Source organism: Gallibacterium anatis DSM 16844 = F 149 (assembly GCF_000379785.1).
GTDB lineage: Bacteria > Pseudomonadota > Gammaproteobacteria > Enterobacterales > Pasteurellaceae > Gallibacterium > Gallibacterium anatis.
Window position 1 is genome coordinate 63,451 of the sequence record NZ_KB903668.1, and the last position, 18,889, is coordinate 82,339.

Consider the following 18,889-nt stretch of genomic DNA (forward strand, 5'->3'; position numbering starts at 1 on the left):
TATGGCATTAGAACGTACACTCGCAATTATTAAACCGGATATTATCGAACGCCACTTAATCGGAGCGATTATTTCGCGTTTGGAGCAGGCTCAATTTTCCATTGTGGCAATGAAAATGGTTCATCTAAATCAACAGCAAGCCGCCGGTTTCTATGCTGAACACGAAGGCAAGCCGTTTTTTGCAAATTTAATTGCCTTTATGACCTCTACTCCGGTAGTCGTTCTAGTGTTGGAAAAAGAGAATGCCATTGCGGACTATCGTGCCTTAATGGGGAAAACCAATCCGGCTGAAGCCAATATGGGTACGCTACGCCGTGATTTTGCTTTAGATGGTAGTCGCAACAGCGTTCACGGCTCAGATTCCAGCCAATCAGCAGAAAGAGAAATTGCCTATTTCTTTACTTCAAATGAACTGTTTTAACCATAAAAAATGCGTGAGCTGTAGCTCACGCATTCTGTTCATTTAAATATATTCCAAGCGTTACACATTAAATCTGAAGTGCATTACATCGCCGTCCTGAACGATATAATCTTTTCCTTCCAAACGCCATTTGCCGGCTTCTTTTGCTCCATTTTCACCTTTATACTGCACGAAATCATCATAACTGATCACTTCTGCACGAATAAAGCCGCGTTCAAAATCGGTGTGAATCACTGCCGCTGCTTTTGGTGCGGTGGCACCGACCGATACTGTCCAAGCACGCACTTCTTTAACACCGGCAGTAAAATAAGTTTGTAAATTCAATAACTTATAACCTGCGCGAATCACTCGGTTTAATCCCGGTTCTTCCAAGCCAAGTTCTTGTAGGAATTCGATTTTTTCATCATCTTCCAATTCAGCAATTTCCGCCTCAATCGCCGCACAGACCGGCACCACTACTGCGCCCTCTTTTTCGGCAATTTCACGCACACGATCAAGATAAGGGTTATTTTCAAAACCATCTTCATTGACATTGGCAATATACATTGTCGGTTTCAAAGTTAAAAAGTTATAACTTTTAATCGCTTGCAACTCTTCCGCATCCAAGCCGATAGAACGTAACATTCCGGCATTTTCAAGCACCGGCAAGCATTTTTCCATCACCGATAACTCGAATTTTGCTTCTTTATCGCCGCCTTTAGCACGTTTTTGCAAACGCAAAATGGCTTTTTCACAGCTTTCTAAATCTGCCAATGCCAATTCGGTATTAATGACTTCAATATCATCTGCCGGATCAATTTTCCCTGAAACGTGCACAATATCATTGTTTTCAAAACAACGTACAACGTGTCCAATCGCATCGGTTTCTCGAATATTGGCCAAGAATTTATTGCCCAAGCCTTCCCCGTTAGAAGCGCCTTTTACCAAACCGGCAATATCAACAAACTCCATCGTGGTCGGCAACACACGCTGAGGGTTCACAATTTTTGCCAACTCATCCAAACGCGGATCAGGCATCGGCACCACGCCGGTATTCGGCTCAATCGTACAGAACGGATAGTTTGCCGCTTCAATTCCCGCTTTCGTCAATGCATTAAACAATGTTGATTTACCCACATTCGGTAAACCGACAATTCCACACTTAAATCCCATAATTTATCCTTATTCAGCTCGGAAGCCATTCAAGCGATTCATCGCTTTTTCGACTCCATCTTTAATTAAAATATCAATACAACTTTCTGCTTCATCCAACGCTTTATCAATTAAGCGTTGATCCTGCGGAGCCGGTTTGCTCAACACATAACTCGCCACCAAATTTTTATCGCCGGGATGCCCGATACCGACACGAAGGCGGTAAAAGTTTTTGTTATTCGCCAACTGCGCAATAATATCTTTCAAACCGTTATGACCGCCGTGTCCGCCGCCCAGTTTTAACTTCACGCTGCCGGGCGGTAAATCCAACTCATCGTGAATCACCAGAATTTCTTCCGGCAAAATACGATAAAAATTCGCCAATGCACCGACTGATTTTCCACTTAAATTCATAAAAGTGGTCGGCACCAACAAGCGAATATCTTTGCCCGAAATGGTTGCCATTGCGGTTTCGCCGAAAAATTTATTCTCCTCTTTCAGGCTGACATTAAAACGGCGTGCCAAACGGGCAATCATCCATTCACCGGCATTATGCCGCGTATCTTCGTATTTACTGCCCGGATTACCCAACCCTACAATTAATTTTATTTTTGCCACAATTCTTATCCTGTCGCTAAAATGGGCTGCTATTTTATGCAAAAACCCCTTTTTCTACAATCACAATCACGATTCATCACTTATCGGACGCAATGAAATTTCTCCAATAGAAAAACTAAGTTGTTGATTGTCTTCTGTATTCAACAACAATTCTCCTTTGGCATTTATGCCTTGCTCAATTCCGATAATTGATTGATTTTCCAGTAATAATTTTACTTTCTTTTGATAAAACGCATCATATTGTCGCCATTGAGAAATAAAAGCCGATAACCCCTGCTGTTCAAACAAAGTTAATGCCTGCGCTAAATGCTGAATTAGTTTAACAATCAATAAGTTACGATTGATATTCTGCTGCTCGCTCACCATTGTAATCGGTTGATCCACGACAATTTTTTTCGGCAAATTGACATTTAAGCCTAAACCGATAACCACCTGATTTTGTGCTAAATGCGGATTATGCTTCATCTCAATCAAAATTCCGCCCAACTTTTTGCCGTTTAACCAAATATCATTCGGCCATTTTAACTGAACTGAATGTAAGTTAAGCTCGGTCAATGCTTGGGCTACCGCCATTCCAACCGCTAAACTCAAGCCGGAGATATCACAATTTGTTGAAAAAATGCGGTAATAACTCATTATCACCTGCCCGGCAAACGGCGATACCCATTGACGCCCACGCCGCCCACGTCCGGCAAATTGATATTCCGCCAAGCAAACACTGTTATTCGATAATTTAGATAAATTGTTTAATAAATATTGATTGGTAGAATCAATCACAGGTTGGATAAGCAACTGTTGGTGCGGCAAATTTTTTGTTAAAAACTCACTGTCCAGCACCTCTGCCGAAGCTAGCCAATAACAACCGTCCGCTTCACAACAAATTTCTATTCCTTGTTGATCCAATTGCTGCAAATCTTCCGCAAGTTGTTGTTTTGTTACGGATAATTCTTGGCAAAGATCAGTATAAAAATGTTTTTTACCATCTGATAATGCGGACAATAACGCAATCATTCCTTTTCCTTCCAATGCAAAATGGCGACAAAACCCGTATAATACACCGCATTTGTCTTTATCTCTATCGCTTATGTCATTAGATAAATCGCTATGCTGCGATAACCTCTACTAAGGAAAACGAATGAATCGTGTATCTCAAACAATGTTAGTGCCGCACAGTGCCGAACAGATGTATCAGCTTGTGAATAATTATCAACGTTATCCTGAATTTTTACCCGGCTGTATTTCAGGCAAAACCTTACATCAACAAGGCAATGAATTGGATGCGGAACTGATTGTCAGCAAAGCCGGCATTCGTTTAGCCTTTACCACGCATAACACAATGCAACCGAATCAGTCGATACAAATGAAATTAGTGGAAGGTCCATTTAAACATTTAAAAGGAGAATGGCGTTTCCTTGAATTGGATGAATACAGCTCGCAAATCAGCCTGCAATTACAATTTTCTTTTTCTAATGCATTAGTGGAAAAAATGTTCGGTAAAATTTTTCAACAACTCACTTCACAAATGGTGCAAGCCTTCAAACAACGTGCAAAGGAGATCTATCGTGTCTAACATTAATGTAGAAATTGCTTATGCTTTACCCGATCACCATTTTTTAAAAAAAATTCAAGTCACCGCAGGCAGCAATTTGCAAGCTGCGATTTTGCAATCAGGTGTTTTACAGATCTATCACGATATTGATCTTCGTAACAATAAAGTCGGTATCTTCGGGCGTTTAGCCAAGTTAACCGATATCGTACAGGAGGGAGATCGGATAGAGATCTATCGTCCTTTATTGGCTGATCCGAAAGAGATCCGCCGCAAACGTGCTGCCGAACAAGCCGCACAGCAACAAGCCAAAAAAGCACAAACAAAATAATTAGGAATGCCGTTATGACACACGCTTTTTGTTTACCCACAACCATTAATGCCGAAACTTTTCTCCGTGATTATTGGCAGAAAAAACCGCTTTTAATCCGTCAAGGTTTGCCGCAAATCATCGGAATGTTTGAACCGCAAGATATTATCGAATTGGCACAAGATCCGGATGCCACCGCGCGTCTTATCCGCACCGATATGGTACAGAATCAAGCGCAATGGCAACTGAAAACCAGTCCGCTATCAGCACAAGATTTTAGCAATCTGCCGGAGAAATGGTCGGTATTAGTGCAAAATTTGGAACAGTGGTCTCCGGAATTAGGCAAATTATGGCAGGCTTTCGCTTTTATTCCTCAATGGCAACGGGATGATATTATGGTTTCATTCGCGCCAAAAGGCGGTTCAGTCGGCAAACATTATGATGAATATGATGTTTTTCTGGTGCAAGGCTATGGTGAACGCCGTTGGCAACTGGGTAAATGGTGTGATCCTTCGACCGAATTTAAAGCCAATCAACCGATTCGCATTTTTGATGATATGGGTGAGTTAATTTTTGATGAAGTGCTACAACCCGGTGATGTGCTTTATGTGCCTTCTCGCCTTTCTCATTACGGTGTTGCCGAAAGTGATTGTTTAACTTTTTCGTTCGGTTTGCGTTATCCGAATGCGGCTGATTTGCTGGAAAATTTGTGCAAAACGATCGAACACCACAGTGAGCAAATCAATAGCAGTGAATTTGCCATCCCTTTCCGGTTATCGCCACAACCGCAACCGAACGGTCAATTAAACAGTGCTTCCGTTGCTGATTTTAAACAGCATTTGCTGGATTTATTGGCTAATTCAAACCAATTTGATGCCTTATTACAACAGGCTGTAGCACAAACCGTCAGCGCGCGCCGTTATGAATTGTTACCGACCGAAGCGGAGTATTATCCTGATGAACTGCTCGAAATGTTGCAAGCCGGTGACAGACTCAGTCAAGATGCGAACTGCAAAATTATCTATACCGATAACGGCAATATTTTCATTAATGGCGAATGGATTGATGAATTAAGCGAAGTGGAGCAAGCTCTTTTGGCAGATTTTGCTAATGGTAAATCCGTTGATTGGCAACATTTACAACAGTTTGCGGATCACATTTCGCTCGATTTGTTATTAGACAGTCTATGTGATTGGCTCGACAACGGCTGGCTGCTAGTAGAGAGTGCAGATGATATTTAGTCACGAAAGCCGCCCAACAATTTATTCTATTAGCCAATTAAATCGCCTTGCCAAAGAAATCTTGGAACAAGAGTTAGGAAGCCTATGGTTGAGCGGTGAGATTTCTAATTTTACACAGCCGGTTTCCGGGCATTGGTATTTTACCCTGAAAGATAAAAATGCTCAGGTACGTGCGGCGATGTTTCGTATGCGTAATTTACGGGTTAATTTTAAACCGCAAAACGGAATGCAGGTTGTCGTGCGTGCCAATATTAGTTTGTATGAACCGCGTGGCGATTATCAGATCATTGTGGAAAGTATGCAGCCCGCCGGCGAAGGCTTGTTACAACAGCAATTTGAACAGTTAAAAATGAAACTGGCAGCTGAAGGCTTATTCGCACAACAATATAAAAAAGAGATTCCGGCACATTGTCGAAAAATCGGGGTCATTACCTCCGCCAGCGGTGCGGCATTACACGATATTCTACAAATCTTACGCCGCCGAAATCCTGCACTTGAAGTGATTATTTATCCAACTTTAGTGCAAGGAAAAGAGGCTGCACAGGATATTGTCGCCAGTATCGAAATCGCCAATAAGCGTCAAGAGTGTGATGTGTTAATTGTGGGGCGTGGCGGCGGTTCATTGGAAGATCTTTGGTGTTTTAACGAAGAAATTGTTGCCCGCGCCATTTTTGCCTCACAAATTCCAATTATCAGCGCTGTCGGTCACGAAACTGATGTCACCATTGCTGATTTTGTCGCTGATTTGCGTGCCTCAACGCCATCTGCTGCTGCCGAATTATTGAGCCGAGATCAAAAAGAACTCTGGCAAAAAATTGATTATCTACAACAACGTTTGGAAATTGCTTTTACTTATAAGTTGAACCGCTATTTGCAGCGGTTGGAACGTTTACAGTTACGATTAAAAAATCAACATCCGCAAGCCAGATTACAACTGCAACGGCAACAATATTTCTATTTGCAACAGCGTTTAACACAGGCGATTGCCGATTATTTGCAACGCCGTCAGCAGTTACAAGCGTCATTATCACAACGGCTTTCTCAGTTACCGTTAACCTTGCAAATTAAAACGCAACAAAGAACGCTCAATCATTGGCAAACTCGGTTACAGACTGCAATCAATACTTTTTTACAGCACCAACAACATAAATTAGCCAATCTCGGCGGCCGCTTGGATAATATCAGTCCGTTAAAAGTGTTACAGCGCGGTTATACCGTTACTACTTCGTTGGATACAAAACTGGTCAGCAGCATTAAACAGGTTACTATCGGACAAGAAATCGCCACTCGAACTGTTGATGGCAAATTGATCAGTCAAATTACTCGAATTGAACCATTAGCCGACAAAAAAATCTAAAGCAAAATAGCATTTCCGCCATCATAGGGAGCATTATGACTAAAGCCTATTACCAAATCGCCCTGCTGTTTAATGCCAACAAGGTTTATGATCGTGAAGTGATGGCGGGCATCGGTGAATATATCCAAACCTCTAAAACAGCTTGGAATGTCTTTCTGGAGGATGATTTTGTTCATCGTGAATTAAGTCTCGATCAACATCATTTGGACGGCATTATTGCAGATTTTGATAATCCGGAATTAGCACAAAAATTACAGCATTGTCCGGTGCCGGTGGTGGCGGTCGGCAGTTCCTATCAAAATCCTCAACATTATCCGTCCAATATTCCCTATATTGCCACAGATAACGATGCTATTCTGCAAGTCGCATTTGAACATTTACAACGTAAAGGTATCAATCATTTTGCTTTTTATGGCTTGCCCGATCCCGGCTTTCAACACTGGTCAAATGAACGTCGGATGGCTTTTGAGCGCATAATGCAACACAACAACTACCAACCGGAAATCTATCTCGGACAAGAAACACATGCCGCGAATTGGCAGCAAGCGCAACAACAACTCAGTGAATGGATCACTGCTTTGCCGAAGCATACCGGCATTATTGCCGTCACCGATGCACGTGCCAGACACCTGCTGCAAACCTGTGATCTGCTTGATATTCCGGTACCGGATCAACTTTGTATTATCGGGATAGATAACGAAGAATTGATTCAGGCTTTTTCACGTGTTTCGCTCTCATCAGTCGTGCAAGGCACTAAAAATATGGGCTACCAAGCAGCAAAATTGTTACACGCTCAGTTAGAAAATCGCCCGATTAAACAGTACCAATATTTAATTCCACCATTACGCATTGAAGCCCGCACCTCAACGGATTATCGCTCAATTCAAGATCCTTTAGTGATTCAGGCATTGCATTACATTCGTGTTAATGCTTGCTCCGGTATTAAAGTGGAACAGGTACTGGATTATGTTAAGGCTTCTCGTTCTAACCTCGAAAACCGTTTTCGTACTGAAACCGGTAAAACTATTCATCAAGTGTTGCACGATGAAAAAATGAACAAAGCCAAGCAGTTACTGACCGATACCGATATTGCTATCCAAGAAATTGCAGAAGTCTGCGGTTATCCTTCCGTTCAATATTTCTATTTCGTGTTTAAAAAAGAGTTTAACCAAACACCAAATGAATATAGATTACAAAAATCGCATTAAATACCTCTAAATGAGTAGTAAAAATAAATTATATAACTTATTGATTAATATCACCTTATTAACTACAAATAGGTAGTAATAACAATTTTTCCTCTCTTTTTCGCACAATCGTGTAAAACTTTTTGATTAATCTCAAAAAAACGGTATAAAACCTTAGAAATTATAGTATTATTTGATAGAGTAACTTATGTTTACGACTTATTTTGTCTTGCTTTTTTCTGTATAAAGTATAGACAATCGTTAACTTTTTGTTATGTGAATAACTTTATGTTGGGGTAATTATCGTGAAAACTTTAAAACAAGCATTGTTCGTAATGCTGGCTGGAATGGCAACAGTGAGTGCTATGTCCGCTTCTGCTGAAGAGAAAAGCGCGAATCCGGTACCGGATCAGAATCAATTGAATAATGACAAATTCAAAGATATGAAATTTGACATTGATAAAGTTGCGGTGCGCAATGATCTTTTTGCAGAGAAATATCCTCTTCAATATCAATCTTGGTTAGGCACCAGCCAATCTGAAGAAATCGGTGATGCATTAGCAGAAGATCCTCGTTTAGTCGTGCTTTGGGGCGGCTATCTGTTCTCATCAGAATATAACCATCCTCGTGGTCACTATTATGCCGTAACCGATGTGCGTAATATCTTGCGTACAGGCGCACCAAAAGATGAAAACAGCGGCCCGCAGCCGGCAGCTTGTTGGACCTGTAAAAGCCCGGATGTTGCGCGTTTAATTACTGAAAAAGGTGAAGACGGCTATTTTGGTGCAAAATGGGCAAAATGGGGCAATGAAATCGTTAATCCTATCGGTTGCGCCGACTGCCACGACACTAATTCAAAAGAGTTCGCTGAAGGTCAACCAGCGTTACGCATTGCACGTCCTCACGTTTTACGTGCGTTAGATAAAATTGATTGGAATTTTGAACGTTCCGATAAAACTGATAAACGTGCTGCCATTTGTGCTAACTGCCACGTTGAATATTTCTTCGCCGGCGATAAAAAAATCGTCACTTTCCCTTGGCAGAACGGTGTCAGCGTTGAGCAAATGGAAAAATATTACGATGATCTCCAATTTAAAGATTGGACTCATTCACTCTCCAAAGCACCAATGTTAAAAGCACAACACCCTGATTTTGAAACTTGGACGATGGGAATGCACGGTAAAAACGGGGTAACCTGTGTTGATTGCCATATGGCGAAACAACAAACCGCAGATGGTCGCGTATTTACTAACCACAATATCGGTAATCCGTTCGACAACTTCCAAAATACCTGTGCTAACTGCCACGATCAGAGTAAAGAAAAACTACAAGGTATCGTTAATTCACGCAAAGAACGCGTACAGTCCGCAATGATCAAACTTGAAGATCACCTGGTTCACGCCCACTTTGAAGCAAAAGCCGCGTGGGATGCCGGTGCAACTGAAGCGGAAATGAAAGATGCCTTGCAAGATATCCGCCACGCACAATGGCGCTGGGATTACACTTCTGCCAGCCACGGATTCTATATGCACGCACCTGAAGTTGCTTTGGAAGTCTTAAGTTCCGGTTTGGATAAAGCAGCAGATGCACGTCGTAAATTGGCTGTCATTCTTACCAAACATAACGTAAAACAACCGGTTGCTATTCCTGATATTTCCACTAAAGAAAAAGCACAGGCAGCAATGGGCATTGACATTGAAAAACAGAAACGTGAAAAAGAAGAGTTCTTAAAAACGGTTGTACCTCAATGGGATAAAGAAGCTAAAGAGAAGGGTTTATTACCTGCTGATGCAAAATAAATTTTGGTCCGGTTGCTCGTTATGAGCAACCGCTTAAATCAGGATTTCCTTGAGGATAAGAAAATGAGTTTTTATATGTCTTTTAAAAAAGTGCTGTTTGTTACGGCTTCTCTGCTGCTTGCCGTTAATGTTTCGGCACAGGAAACAAGTAACACAAACGGTGCAAATACGTTAAGTTACCAACCGCAGTTGGAAAATCAACGTGATCCGAATCAATACTGTGCGAAATGCCATAAATTTAATGATCAACAATTTCACGGCACCCACTTGAGCAAGTTAAACCCGAATAACGGCAAGCCGATTAATTGTGTCAGCTGTCACGGTAAAATTTCCGAAGATCACCGTCGTGGCGTAAAAGATGTGATGCGTTTCCACGGCGATATTTTTGACGGAAAAACACCGATGTACACCGTTCAGGAACAGAACCAAGTTTGTTTCGCTTGTCATCAACCGGAAAAATTACGGGAAAAATTCTGGGTTCACGATGTTCATGCAATGAAATTGCCTTGTGCAAGCTGCCATACATTACACCCGGAACACGACGCAATGAAAGGTATCGAACCGAAACAACGCGTTAAATTATGTGTCGATTGCCACGGTAAACAACAGGCGCTTCGTGAAGAAAAACAGAATCAAGCGAATAAGGAAAAATGATGAATTGTTCACGCCGTAACTTTGTTTCGGGTATGAGTGCATTGATGTTGGTTGCCGGTACCAGCAATAAAACCTTGGCGGTTGCACTCTCCGAAGAAAAAAATAAACGCTACGGAATGCTGCACGATGAACGCAGTTGTATCGGTTGTACTGCCTGTATGGATGCTTGTCGTGAAGTCAATCAAGTTCCTGAAGGCGTTTCCCGCTTACAAATTATTCGTAGCGAACCTTATGGGGAATTTCCGGATGTGGAATATGAATTTTTCCGCCATTCGTGCCAACACTGCAGCAATGCCCCTTGTGTTCACGTCTGCCCGACCGGTGCTTCATTCATTGATGCCAAAACCGGTATTGTCGATGTGAATAAAGATTTATGCGTAGGTTGTCAGTACTGTATTGCCGTCTGCCCTTATCGCGTTCGTTATATCAATCCGATTACCAAGGCAGCGGATAAATGTAACTTCTGTCGCGATACCAATTTGGCAAAAGGTAAACTGCCTGCTTGTGTGGAATCTTGTCCAACGAAAGCATTAACCTTTGGTGATTTGAATGATCCTCATAGTGAAATCAATAAAAAAATTCACCAACAGCAGGTTTATCGCACCAAAGTGGAATTAGGCACAGAACCTAACTTGTATCACATTCCAAGTAAACACGGGGAGATCAGACGATGAACAGTCCTTTTCATTTTCCATCCCTCGTGTGGGATGAAATTATTGCGATTTACCTTTTCTTATTAGGTATTTCCGCCGGTGCAACAATGATTGCGGTATTGCTCAAACGTAGCGGTATCGCCGGCAATCATCCCAGTGAAAATAATATTATTCGCTGTGCCGCCATTATTGCACCGACAACATTGCTGTTAGGTTTAACCATTTTGATTTTCCATTTAACTAAACCTTGGACTTTCTGGTATTTGATGTTCAACTACCACCACACTTCGATTATGTCGATGGGGGTAATGCTGTTCCAAGTTTATATGGTATTTCTGCTTTTATGGTTAGCCTTTATCTTTAAAACATTAGTGGCTCAACTTATTAACCGCTTTTTGCCGAAACTCGCTTTTATCAATAATATTATTGAGAAATTAGAGCGTTTCAGTTCGCCGGTGGAGATTATCCTGATTTTCCTTTCCGTGTTATTAGGTGCTTATACCGGTTTCTTGTTATCGGCATTAATCAGTTATCCGATGTTGAATAATCCGGTTCTGCCGGCGCTGTTCTTGGCTTCCGGCACCTCTTCCGGTATTGCGGCATTAATGATGGCTACACTGCTCTTTACCAAAGAAAGCACCCATTCACCGGCATTGAATTTCGTGCATAAATTTGAATTACCGGTGGTATTAATTGAAGCATTTCTACTTTTTGCGTTCTGTATCGGATTATTCCTTGGTGGCGGTCAAAAAACGGTTGCGCTTTATAATGCAATCGGCGGTGGTTTTTGGTCTTATGTTTTCTGGATAGGGTTAGTCGGTATTGGCTTAATTGCTCCGCTCTTCCTTAATGCAGTCGCTTCCGAAACAGTAAAACATCGCAAAGGGTTTATACTCTTTGTTGCCGGATTAAGTTTATTCGGCGTACTTTGTTTACGTTTTTGGGCATTATATGCAGGTCAAATGACACTCGCCTAAACTGCCAAGAACGCTAAGCTTCGACCTACTTCCATTGCCGGAAGTAGGTCATATTTTTAATACTTATTTTCTACCAATAATTAAAAATGTTGCCTGAACTCGGATTTTTAAGTTTACTCATCGTTGTTGCTTTAACCTTTTGTTTAGCTTTTTTGCCGGCTTACGGTTTATGGCAAAACAAACACGCTTTCGCACAATTAGCTTATCCGCTAAGTATGCTTTATGCGCTCTTCTGTACAATAACGTTGATAGCATTAGCCTATGCCTTTGCTACTAATGATTTTTCGCTTGAATATGTTGCGCAACATTCTAATTCCAACCTGCCTTTATTCTATAAACTTGCTGCAACTTGGGGCGGGCACGAAGGCTCAATGCTGTTTTGGCTGTTTTCACTTGCGCTTTGGACAGCCCTGTTTGCCTGTTATAACCGTCACAACGATCAGCGTCTTGTCATCTCAACACTAGTATTAATGGGGATGATCAGCTTTTGTTTTGCGGTTTTTATTCTGTTTTTATCTAATCCTTTCAATAGGTTATATCCAATTCCGCTTGAAGGGCGCGATCTCAATCCAATGCTGCAAGATATCGGTTTGATCGTACACCCACCGCTGTTGTACCTTGGTTATGTCGGTCTGGCGGTCAATTTTGCCTTAGTGATTGCTGCCTTGATTTACCAACAATTTAACGCTGCCTTTGCGCGATTATGTCGCCCTTGGGTGCTAGCTTCTTGGGCATTTTTAACCATCGGTATCGTATTAGGTTCTTGGTGGGCTTACTATGAACTCGGTTGGGGTGGCTGGTGGTTTTGGGATCCGGTAGAAAATGCTTCACTTATGCCGTGGTTAGTCGCCACTGCGCTGCTACATACACTTATTGTCTATGAGAAACGGGGAATTTTACTCTATTGGGTGGTCTTGCTCTCAATTTTTGCCTTTTCTTTAAGCCTATTGGGAACCTTTATTGTGCGTTCCGGTGTTTTGGCATCCGTACACGCATTTAGTATTGATCCGCAACGCGGACACGCTTTATTAGCAATCTTTCTGCTGTTCACTTTATGTGGACTATTATTATTTGCTTTACGCATCAAAGAGTTACATTCAATAGTCAGATTTCAGCTGTTCTCTAAAGAAGCTGCTTTTTTATTCGCCAATATTTTATTCAGCCTCGCAACCTTTATTGTCTTCACCGGCACATTTTATCCAATGATCTACAATATGTTGGGCTGGGGAACCATTTCTGTCGGCACGCCCTATTTTAATCGTCTCATCGTGCCATTAATTTTTCTTCTTTTGATCTTAATGCTGTTTTCGCCATATTTACACTGGCAAAAACTCCCATTTTCATCAATGAAAAAAGTTGCGTTATATCTGTTGCCGGCGGTAATCATTACCCTCTTACAAATCCTGATGGAACAGAATTTCAACTTTTCTCCGCCTCCGCTTTGGGCGTTTATCTGTTTAAGTTTAGCGTGGTGGTTGCTGCTTAATACGCTCTGTTGCTCACAATGGAAAAATAAAAAACAGTGGCCAATGCGGTTGGCACATATAGGTGTCGCGATCAGCATCATCGGTGGCACAATGAGCAACTATTATGCTAAAGAAATTAGCGTTAAAATGTCTCCCGGCGACACACAAACATTGCATAATTATCAATTTACTTATCTCGGTTTCCGCAATGAAATTGGTCCGAACTATACGGCAGAACGAACTTTTTTCGTGATTAGTCAACAAGATAAACTTATTGCTGAAGTCAGTGCCGAACGCCGCTATTATGACGTACGCACAATGAATATGAGTGAAGTCGGGATAAAATGGGGATGGTTATCCGATCTGTATATCGTTATGGGAAATAAAATTTCAGCGAATGAATTTGCCTTCCGCTTACACTACAAACCCTATATCCGTTGGTTATGGTTTGGCGGATTATTAGCAATGTTAGGCGGTTTTATCGCCGTTTGGAACGCCAGAAAACCCAAACTCAAAGGTGAAAAATGAAACGTTGGTTACTCTTTATTCCGGCTCTTTTTATTTTAGCATTGGCGATCGCCCTATTTTTAGGCATCAGCCAAGATCCGTTACAAAAAATGAAATCGCATCTCAATCAACCGTTGCCGGCATTTTCCTTGCTTGATTTATACGATCATCAGCGCCACTGGCAAAATCAAGATTTTCCACAAAATCAAGTTTTCCTGATCAACATTTGGGGCAGCTGGTGTCAATTTTGCAAACAGGAATTCCCTCTGCTGAAAAAAATCACGCAACAACAGCAATTGCCGATTGTTGGCATTAATTATTTGGATAAGCAGGAAAATGCGGTGCAAACCTTACAGCAACTCGGCAATCCTTTCGCAATCAATGCGTTTGATCATAAAGGAATGTTTGCCGCAGAATTGGGTATTAACGGCGCACCTTACACCTTTATTATCGATAAAAATGGGAAAATGCGTTATTTTTTTGAGGGCGGTGCGATTAATGAAACGATTTGGCAACAACAGATGTTACCGTTAATTCAACAATTACAAGCGGAATAAGAGAGGCTTTTAATGAAAAAATTCATATTTTTACTGCTCTGCTGCACTGCTTTTGCACGCGCTGAAATTGTTGAAACCTTTCAATTTCATTCAGAAGAGTCACAACAACGGGCGATTTCGTTAGCAAAAACGTTGCGCTGCCCGCAATGCCAAAATCAGAATTTAGTCGAATCCAATGCGGAGGTTGCCGCTGAATTGCGCTTGGAAGTTTACAAGATGGTTAATCAAGGTAAAAGCAATGATGAAATTATTCAAATAATGACGCAACGTTTCGGTGATTTTGTGCGTTATGATCCGCCTTTTACCTCCAACACATTTTTACTTTGGTTAATTCCATTGGTTGCCGGCATCATCGCCTTATTCTCTTCACTTTTTTATTTAAAAAAACAAAGAGAAATCACATTAGATCCGCAACAGCAACAGAAAATCGCAGATTTTTTACAACAACGGGAACAGAATGGCTAATTTAGTTTTTTTCGCAGGTGTAGTTGTTTATCTACTGATTTTAGTCGTGATTTTTTATTTACATTCTCCGACCGAGAGTGAGGATCGACATAATCAAAAACTGAATAATCAATTATTGCAACAACAGTTACAACAACATAAATTTAAGGAAAATGAAGCACTTGCCAATGAAATTGTCTATCGCTTTATGCAAGATCAGAAAGATGAAGAAATTGCCAACAGTATGGCAGATTATTCTAAAAAAATTGCTTGCGGCATTGGTGTGATTATTCTGGTGGTAATGGTGGGTTATTATTTATATAGCGGTAGGCTGCAAATGCTAAATCAACAACAGACTACGCAAACAGAAAACAGCCAAATAGAAAAGCAAGAAACAACCACAGCCAGCCTCAATGACGACAATATTATTGCGATTCAAAATAAAATTCGTACCGATCCGAATAACGGGGAAAATTGGTATGAATTAGGTTTAGCTTATGCACAAAATAATGAATTTAATAACGCTATCGAATCTTACTCTCGTGCAACCGTATTATTGGGTAGAAAACCTTATATTTTAGGCGCTGCTGCTACTGCACTTTACTATAAAGATCAACAACATATATCACCTCAAGCGCAACAATGGTTGGATGAAGCATTACAGCTTGATGCGCAAGATACCGCTTCTTTATTATTATTGGCGAATGATGCTTTTAAGCAGGCGCATTATGGTTTAGCGATCAATTACTGGCAGAAAGTGTTGGACAGTCATCGAAAAGTCGATCGTAAGCTATTGATTAACCTTATACAAATCGCCGAAGAGAAACAAAAATTGATAAAAAAATAGTTGCAGCCGAAAAACTGCAACTATTTAAAAATATCAAGAATTTTTGCTAACTGATACGCTGCAACCCTGCCGCCAAATCGGCAATCAGATCTTCGCTTGCTTCCAAACCGACGTGAATTCTGACTAAACTGCCGCTCAATTTACGCTCAATATTCGGGCGAATTTTCGCAATTTCTTCCGGCTGATTAACCAAAATTAACGATTCATATCCTCCCCACGAATAAGCCATACTGAACAAGTTGAAATGGTCAAGAAATGCCGCCACCTCTTGATCATTCAGGCGTTTATTTAATTCAAACGAAAATAATCCGCTGGCACCGCTAAAATCTCGCATAAAAAACTCGTGTCCGGGACAGCTTGGCAATGCCGGATGATAGACGGTTTTCACCTGCGGTTGTTGTGCCAGCCATTGTGCAATTTTAATGCTGCTTTCGCCTTGCTGCTGCAAACGTAATGCTAAGGTTCTAATCCCCCTTGCTGTTACATAAGCGGTATCTGCATCCACCATTTGCCCCATCAAATAGGATTGATCCCTTAATTGATCCCACGTCCGTGCATTTGCCACAGCCGTACCAATCATCGCATCGGAATGCCCCACTAAATATTTCGTCCCTGCTTGAATTGAAATATCAATATCGTGTTGCAATGCCGGAAACAACAATCCACCGGACCAAGTGTTATCAATCATAATCACAATATCTGGCTTTTTCGCTCTCACCGCTTGAACGATGGCGGGAATATCAGCGACTTCCATCGTTAAAGAACTCGGCGCTTCTAAAAACAGTACTTTCGTATTTTCTTCAACTAAATCAGCAACTTTCGCTCCCATCATTGGATCATAAAAGGTTGTGCTGATCCCCATTTTTTTCAAAATGATATTGCAGAACTCTTGGGTCGGTTCATATGCCGCACCGGTTACCAAAATATGATCTCCCTGCTGAGCAAAAGCCAACAGACTGTTACTAATCGCTGCTGCTCCGCACGGATAAAGATAACAACCGACTCCACCTTCCAATTCGCACATTAAATCCTGCAAAGCAAAATGGGTTAATGTGCCTCTACGCCCATAAAATAACCCCTGTTTAGCCCTTTCTTGAGTTGCTTTTTTCTTATCTGCCACTGAATCGAACACTAATGATGATGCCCGTTGAATAACAGGGTTAACACTCCCTTGCGTCACTCTTTTTCCTCTACCGGCGTGAATCAGACGGGTGTTTTTTTGTTGTATTTGCGTTACCATAATTAAACCTCTTTTTGGTACATAAATCGATTAAACATTAATTGATTTGATAGATAAAAACAACTGTATATTTAGAGGTGAAAGCGGTATCTTTTACCGCGTCAAAACAATGATGGTTTTAAAAAACATTGTTTTAGTTTTATGATTAATTAGATACTCACAAGGAGATAGTTATGGTATTAGTAGCTCGTCAAGCACCTGATTTCACAGCTTCAGCAGTTTTAGGTAACGGTGAAATCGTTGACAATTTTAACTTTAAAAAACACGTTGAAGGCAAAGCAGCAGTAATTTTCTTCTGGCCATTAGACTTTACTTTCGTTTGTCCATCAGAAATTATTGCATTCGACCACCGTTATCAAGAATTCAAAAAACGTGGCGTTGAAGTTATCGGTGTTTCTATCGACTCTCAATTCACTCACAATGCATGGCGTAAAACTCCTGTAGATCAAGGCGGTATCGGCGAAGTTCAATTCGCAATGGTAGCTGACGTTAAACACGCTATCGCTCAAGCATACGGTATTGAACACCCTGAAGCTGGCGTTGCATTACGTGCATCATTCTTAATCGACAAAAACGGTGTTGTTCGTCACCAAGTTGTTAACGATCTTCCATTAGGACGTAACATCGATGAAATGCTTCGTATGGTTGATGCGCTTGCATTCCACGAAGAACACGGTGAAGTTTGCCCAGCTCAATGGTCAAAAGGTAAAGAAGGTATGAAAGACAACCCAGAAGGCGTTGCAGCATACTTGAAGAAAAATGCAGATCAACTTTAATTCTGTCATTCTAAGTTAGATAAACCCTGCTTCGGCAGGGTTTTTAGTTTCCGTATTTACTTAATTCAGCCAACAACTAAAAGTAACTTAAAGAAATTATCATTAAGTATATAGTTAATATCAAACTAATCGCAATTAACCTATAAATTCATCAAAATTACACTACATCAATAAACTTTTCTTTATTTATATCTTTAATAAACTATTATTACATCCAATATTGCTATACAATAATCCAATTTCTTAGTTTAGGGGACGATTTTATGCCTAAAATACTTCTGGTCGATGACGATGTCGAATTTACAAGTTTACTTGCTGAAGTTTTAGCAATGGAGAGCTTTGAAGTTGAAGTAGTACACAACGGAGAAGACGCATTACATACTTTAGATCTCAGTTATGATCTTATTCTATTGGATATTATGATGCCTAAACTTGGTGGTATCGAAACCTTAAAGCAGATTCGTCAAAAATACATTACACCGGTGTTAATGTTAACTGCACGTGGTGATGATGTTGATAGAATTTTAGGTTTAGAGCTTGGTGCGGATGATTACCTCTCAAAACCGTTTAACGATCGTGAACTTGTTGCGCGTATCAAAGCGATTCTTCGCCGAGTAACGAAAGTGCCGACACCACCTAATGTCAGCCATATCGAATTGAATAACGGTGATGATCAAAAAACATTATATTTTGATGATATTGTGTTGTATCCGGGACGTCAGCAAGTGATGTATCAAGGCAAAGATTTGGAATTAACCGGTACGGAATTCGCCTTATTATCGATGCTTATTCGTAATCCTGGGCATATTCTTTCACGTGAACTGCTTTCAATTGAAATTTTAGGTAAACGCTTAACACCATTTGATCGTGCAATTGATATGCATATGTCCAATTTGCGTAAGAAGTTACCACCAAGAAAAGATAATTTACCTTGGTTCAAAACCTTAAGAGGAAGAGGTTATCTTCTTGTTACTGAACAATAATCATCTTTGATTTTGGTAAAAGCCCTCAACAATGAGGGCTTTATCTTGTAAGACGATAATTTATTTTATCAATTTCTCACGCTGTTTCGATTCGCAAACAACACCTAGAGAATTGAGCTGATGTAGATAGAGATTACAGTTTTAAAATAATATATTCGACTGCCACAAACAATAG

At 40.8% G+C, this 18,889-nt stretch carries 20 protein-coding genes; 16 read left to right on the plus strand and 4 right to left on the minus strand.

Going from position 1 to position 18,889, the window contains the following annotated elements; genetic code table 11:
• Position 1 precedes the first annotated feature (1 nt).
• The gene (gene ndk / locus A3EO_RS0100765; protein WP_013746503.1) at positions 2–421 is read left to right on the plus strand and encodes a nucleoside-diphosphate kinase; all 420 of its coding nucleotides are present in this window, start codon (positions 2–4) and stop codon (positions 419–421) included.
• 60 nt (positions 422–481) lie between these two features.
• Here ndk and ychF read toward each other — a convergent pair whose 3' ends face one another.
• The 3 genes from ychF to birA all read right to left on the minus strand — a co-directional run bounded on the left by ychF (position 482) and on the right by birA (position 3,181).
• Positions 482–1,573, minus strand: a complete 1,092-nt coding sequence (gene ychF, locus A3EO_RS0100770) for a redox-regulated ATPase YchF (RefSeq protein ID WP_013746502.1) — start codon at positions 1,571–1,573, stop codon at positions 482–484.
• Positions 1,574–1,582: 9 nt separating this feature from the next.
• Positions 1,583–2,170, minus strand: coding sequence for an aminoacyl-tRNA hydrolase (pth, locus tag A3EO_RS0100775; RefSeq protein WP_018345575.1), 588 nt, complete (start codon positions 2,168–2,170; stop codon positions 1,583–1,585).
• 66 nt (positions 2,171–2,236) lie between these two features.
• Entirely contained in the window at positions 2,237–3,181 is a 945-nt protein-coding gene (gene birA / locus A3EO_RS0100780; RefSeq protein ID WP_018345576.1) for a bifunctional biotin--[acetyl-CoA-carboxylase] ligase/biotin operon repressor BirA, read from the minus strand.
• A gap of 124 nt (positions 3,182–3,305) precedes the next feature.
• On the opposite strand from birA, the gene A3EO_RS0100785 reads away from it, so the two are divergent.
• The 13 genes from A3EO_RS0100785 (at position 3,306) to A3EO_RS0100845 (ending at position 15,715) form a co-directional block, all read left to right on the plus strand.
• Positions 3,306–3,740, plus strand: a complete 435-nt coding sequence (locus tag A3EO_RS0100785; RefSeq protein WP_018345577.1) for a type II toxin-antitoxin system RatA family toxin — start codon at positions 3,306–3,308, stop codon at positions 3,738–3,740.
• Positions 3,733–4,047 carry an RnfH family protein gene (locus A3EO_RS0100790; RefSeq protein ID WP_018345578.1) on the plus strand — a complete coding sequence of 105 codons (315 nt, stop codon included), beginning with the start codon at positions 3,733–3,735 and terminating at the stop codon, positions 4,045–4,047. Before A3EO_RS0100785 ends, A3EO_RS0100790 begins: the two co-directional genes overlap by 8 nt.
• Positions 4,048–4,061: 14 nt before the next feature.
• Positions 4,062–5,267, plus strand: coding sequence for a ribosomal protein uL16 3-hydroxylase (locus tag A3EO_RS0100795; RefSeq protein WP_018345579.1), 1,206 nt, complete (start codon positions 4,062–4,064; stop codon positions 5,265–5,267).
• Positions 5,257–6,624: an exodeoxyribonuclease VII large subunit gene (gene xseA / locus A3EO_RS0100800; protein ID WP_018345580.1), complete on the plus strand. Its 1,368-nt coding sequence runs from the start codon at positions 5,257–5,259 to the stop codon at positions 6,622–6,624. The genes A3EO_RS0100795 and xseA overlap by 11 nt, the downstream gene beginning before the upstream one ends.
• A gap of 35 nt (positions 6,625–6,659) precedes the next feature.
• Positions 6,660–7,832 (plus strand): XylR family transcriptional regulator, encoded by a 1,173-nt coding sequence (locus A3EO_RS0100805; protein ID WP_018345581.1) that lies wholly within the window; start codon positions 6,660–6,662, stop codon positions 7,830–7,832.
• A gap of 284 nt (positions 7,833–8,116) precedes the next feature.
• Positions 8,117–9,610, plus strand: a complete 1,494-nt coding sequence (gene nrfA, locus A3EO_RS0100810) for an ammonia-forming nitrite reductase cytochrome c552 subunit (RefSeq protein WP_018345582.1) — start codon at positions 8,117–8,119, stop codon at positions 9,608–9,610.
• Between the two features lie 63 nt (positions 9,611–9,673).
• Complete coding sequence (gene nrfB / locus A3EO_RS0100815; RefSeq protein ID WP_013746493.1) at positions 9,674–10,264, plus strand: cytochrome c nitrite reductase pentaheme subunit; 591 nt, start codon at positions 9,674–9,676, stop codon at positions 10,262–10,264.
• Positions 10,261–10,938, plus strand: coding sequence for a cytochrome c nitrite reductase Fe-S protein (gene nrfC / locus A3EO_RS0100820; RefSeq protein WP_026210921.1), 678 nt, complete (start codon positions 10,261–10,263; stop codon positions 10,936–10,938). Before nrfB ends, nrfC begins: the two co-directional genes overlap by 4 nt.
• Positions 10,935–11,894 carry a cytochrome c nitrite reductase subunit NrfD gene (nrfD, locus tag A3EO_RS0100825; protein ID WP_018345583.1) on the plus strand — a complete coding sequence of 320 codons (960 nt, stop codon included), beginning with the start codon at positions 10,935–10,937 and terminating at the stop codon, positions 11,892–11,894. Before nrfC ends, nrfD begins: the two co-directional genes overlap by 4 nt.
• A gap of 86 nt (positions 11,895–11,980) precedes the next feature.
• A complete protein-coding gene (locus A3EO_RS0100830) occupies positions 11,981–13,888 on the plus strand; it encodes a heme lyase CcmF/NrfE family subunit (RefSeq protein WP_018345584.1) in 1,908 nt (635 codons plus the stop codon).
• The gene (locus A3EO_RS0100835) at positions 13,885–14,424 is read left to right on the plus strand and encodes a DsbE family thiol:disulfide interchange protein (RefSeq protein ID WP_013746489.1); all 540 of its coding nucleotides are present in this window, start codon (positions 13,885–13,887) and stop codon (positions 14,422–14,424) included. Before A3EO_RS0100830 ends, A3EO_RS0100835 begins: the two co-directional genes overlap by 4 nt.
• A gap of 12 nt (positions 14,425–14,436) precedes the next feature.
• Positions 14,437–14,889: a heme lyase NrfEFG subunit NrfF gene (gene nrfF / locus A3EO_RS0100840; RefSeq protein WP_018345585.1), complete on the plus strand. Its 453-nt coding sequence runs from the start codon at positions 14,437–14,439 to the stop codon at positions 14,887–14,889.
• Positions 14,882–15,715 carry a TPR domain-containing protein gene (locus A3EO_RS0100845; RefSeq protein ID WP_018345586.1) on the plus strand — a complete coding sequence of 278 codons (834 nt, stop codon included), beginning with the start codon at positions 14,882–14,884 and terminating at the stop codon, positions 15,713–15,715. Before nrfF ends, A3EO_RS0100845 begins: the two co-directional genes overlap by 8 nt.
• Positions 15,716–15,761: 46 nt before the next feature.
• Here A3EO_RS0100845 and metC read toward each other — a convergent pair whose 3' ends face one another.
• Positions 15,762–16,955, minus strand: a complete 1,194-nt coding sequence (gene metC, locus A3EO_RS0100850; protein WP_018345587.1) for a cystathionine beta-lyase — start codon at positions 16,953–16,955, stop codon at positions 15,762–15,764.
• Positions 16,956–17,128: 173 nt separating this feature from the next.
• Between metC and A3EO_RS0100855 the strand changes: the two genes are divergently transcribed.
• Positions 17,129–17,731 carry a peroxiredoxin C gene (locus A3EO_RS0100855; RefSeq protein WP_013746485.1) on the plus strand — a complete coding sequence of 201 codons (603 nt, stop codon included), beginning with the start codon at positions 17,129–17,131 and terminating at the stop codon, positions 17,729–17,731.
• 263 nt (positions 17,732–17,994) lie between these two features.
• A complete protein-coding gene (gene cpxR, locus A3EO_RS0100860; RefSeq protein ID WP_018345588.1) occupies positions 17,995–18,714 on the plus strand; it encodes an envelope stress response regulator transcription factor CpxR in 720 nt (239 codons plus the stop codon).
• The last annotated feature ends 175 nt before the right edge of the window (positions 18,715–18,889 follow it).

Coding starts and splice junctions, on each gene's coding strand:
- nrfC (WP_026210921.1), top strand. CDS start 10,261: ATGATGAATTGTTCACGCCGTAACTTTGTTTCGGGTATGAGTGCATTG.
- A3EO_RS0100835 (WP_013746489.1), top strand. CDS start 13,885: ATGAAACGTTGGTTACTCTTTATTCCGGCTCTTTTTATTTTAGCATTG.
- nrfB (WP_013746493.1), top strand. CDS start 9,674: ATGAGTTTTTATATGTCTTTTAAAAAAGTGCTGTTTGTTACGGCTTCT.
- cpxR (WP_018345588.1), top strand. CDS start 17,995: ATGCCTAAAATACTTCTGGTCGATGACGATGTCGAATTTACAAGTTTA.
- ychF (WP_013746502.1), bottom strand. CDS start 1,573: ATGGGATTTAAGTGTGGAATTGTCGGTTTACCGAATGTGGGTAAATCA.
- nrfD (WP_018345583.1), top strand. CDS start 10,935: ATGAACAGTCCTTTTCATTTTCCATCCCTCGTGTGGGATGAAATTATT.
- A3EO_RS0100830 (WP_018345584.1), top strand. CDS start 11,981: ATGTTGCCTGAACTCGGATTTTTAAGTTTACTCATCGTTGTTGCTTTA.
- A3EO_RS0100855 (WP_013746485.1), top strand. CDS start 17,129: ATGGTATTAGTAGCTCGTCAAGCACCTGATTTCACAGCTTCAGCAGTT.
- A3EO_RS0100785 (WP_018345577.1), top strand. CDS start 3,306: ATGAATCGTGTATCTCAAACAATGTTAGTGCCGCACAGTGCCGAACAG.
- A3EO_RS0100805 (WP_018345581.1), top strand. CDS start 6,660: ATGACTAAAGCCTATTACCAAATCGCCCTGCTGTTTAATGCCAACAAG.
- metC (WP_018345587.1), bottom strand. CDS start 16,955: ATGGTAACGCAAATACAACAAAAAAACACCCGTCTGATTCACGCCGGT.
- ndk (WP_013746503.1), top strand. CDS start 2: ATGGCATTAGAACGTACACTCGCAATTATTAAACCGGATATTATCGAA.
- A3EO_RS0100845 (WP_018345586.1), top strand. CDS start 14,882: ATGGCTAATTTAGTTTTTTTCGCAGGTGTAGTTGTTTATCTACTGATT.
- A3EO_RS0100795 (WP_018345579.1), top strand. CDS start 4,062: ATGACACACGCTTTTTGTTTACCCACAACCATTAATGCCGAAACTTTT.
- xseA (WP_018345580.1), top strand. CDS start 5,257: ATGATATTTAGTCACGAAAGCCGCCCAACAATTTATTCTATTAGCCAA.
- nrfF (WP_018345585.1), top strand. CDS start 14,437: ATGAAAAAATTCATATTTTTACTGCTCTGCTGCACTGCTTTTGCACGC.
- birA (WP_018345576.1), bottom strand. CDS start 3,181: ATGATTGCGTTATTGTCCGCATTATCAGATGGTAAAAAACATTTTTAT.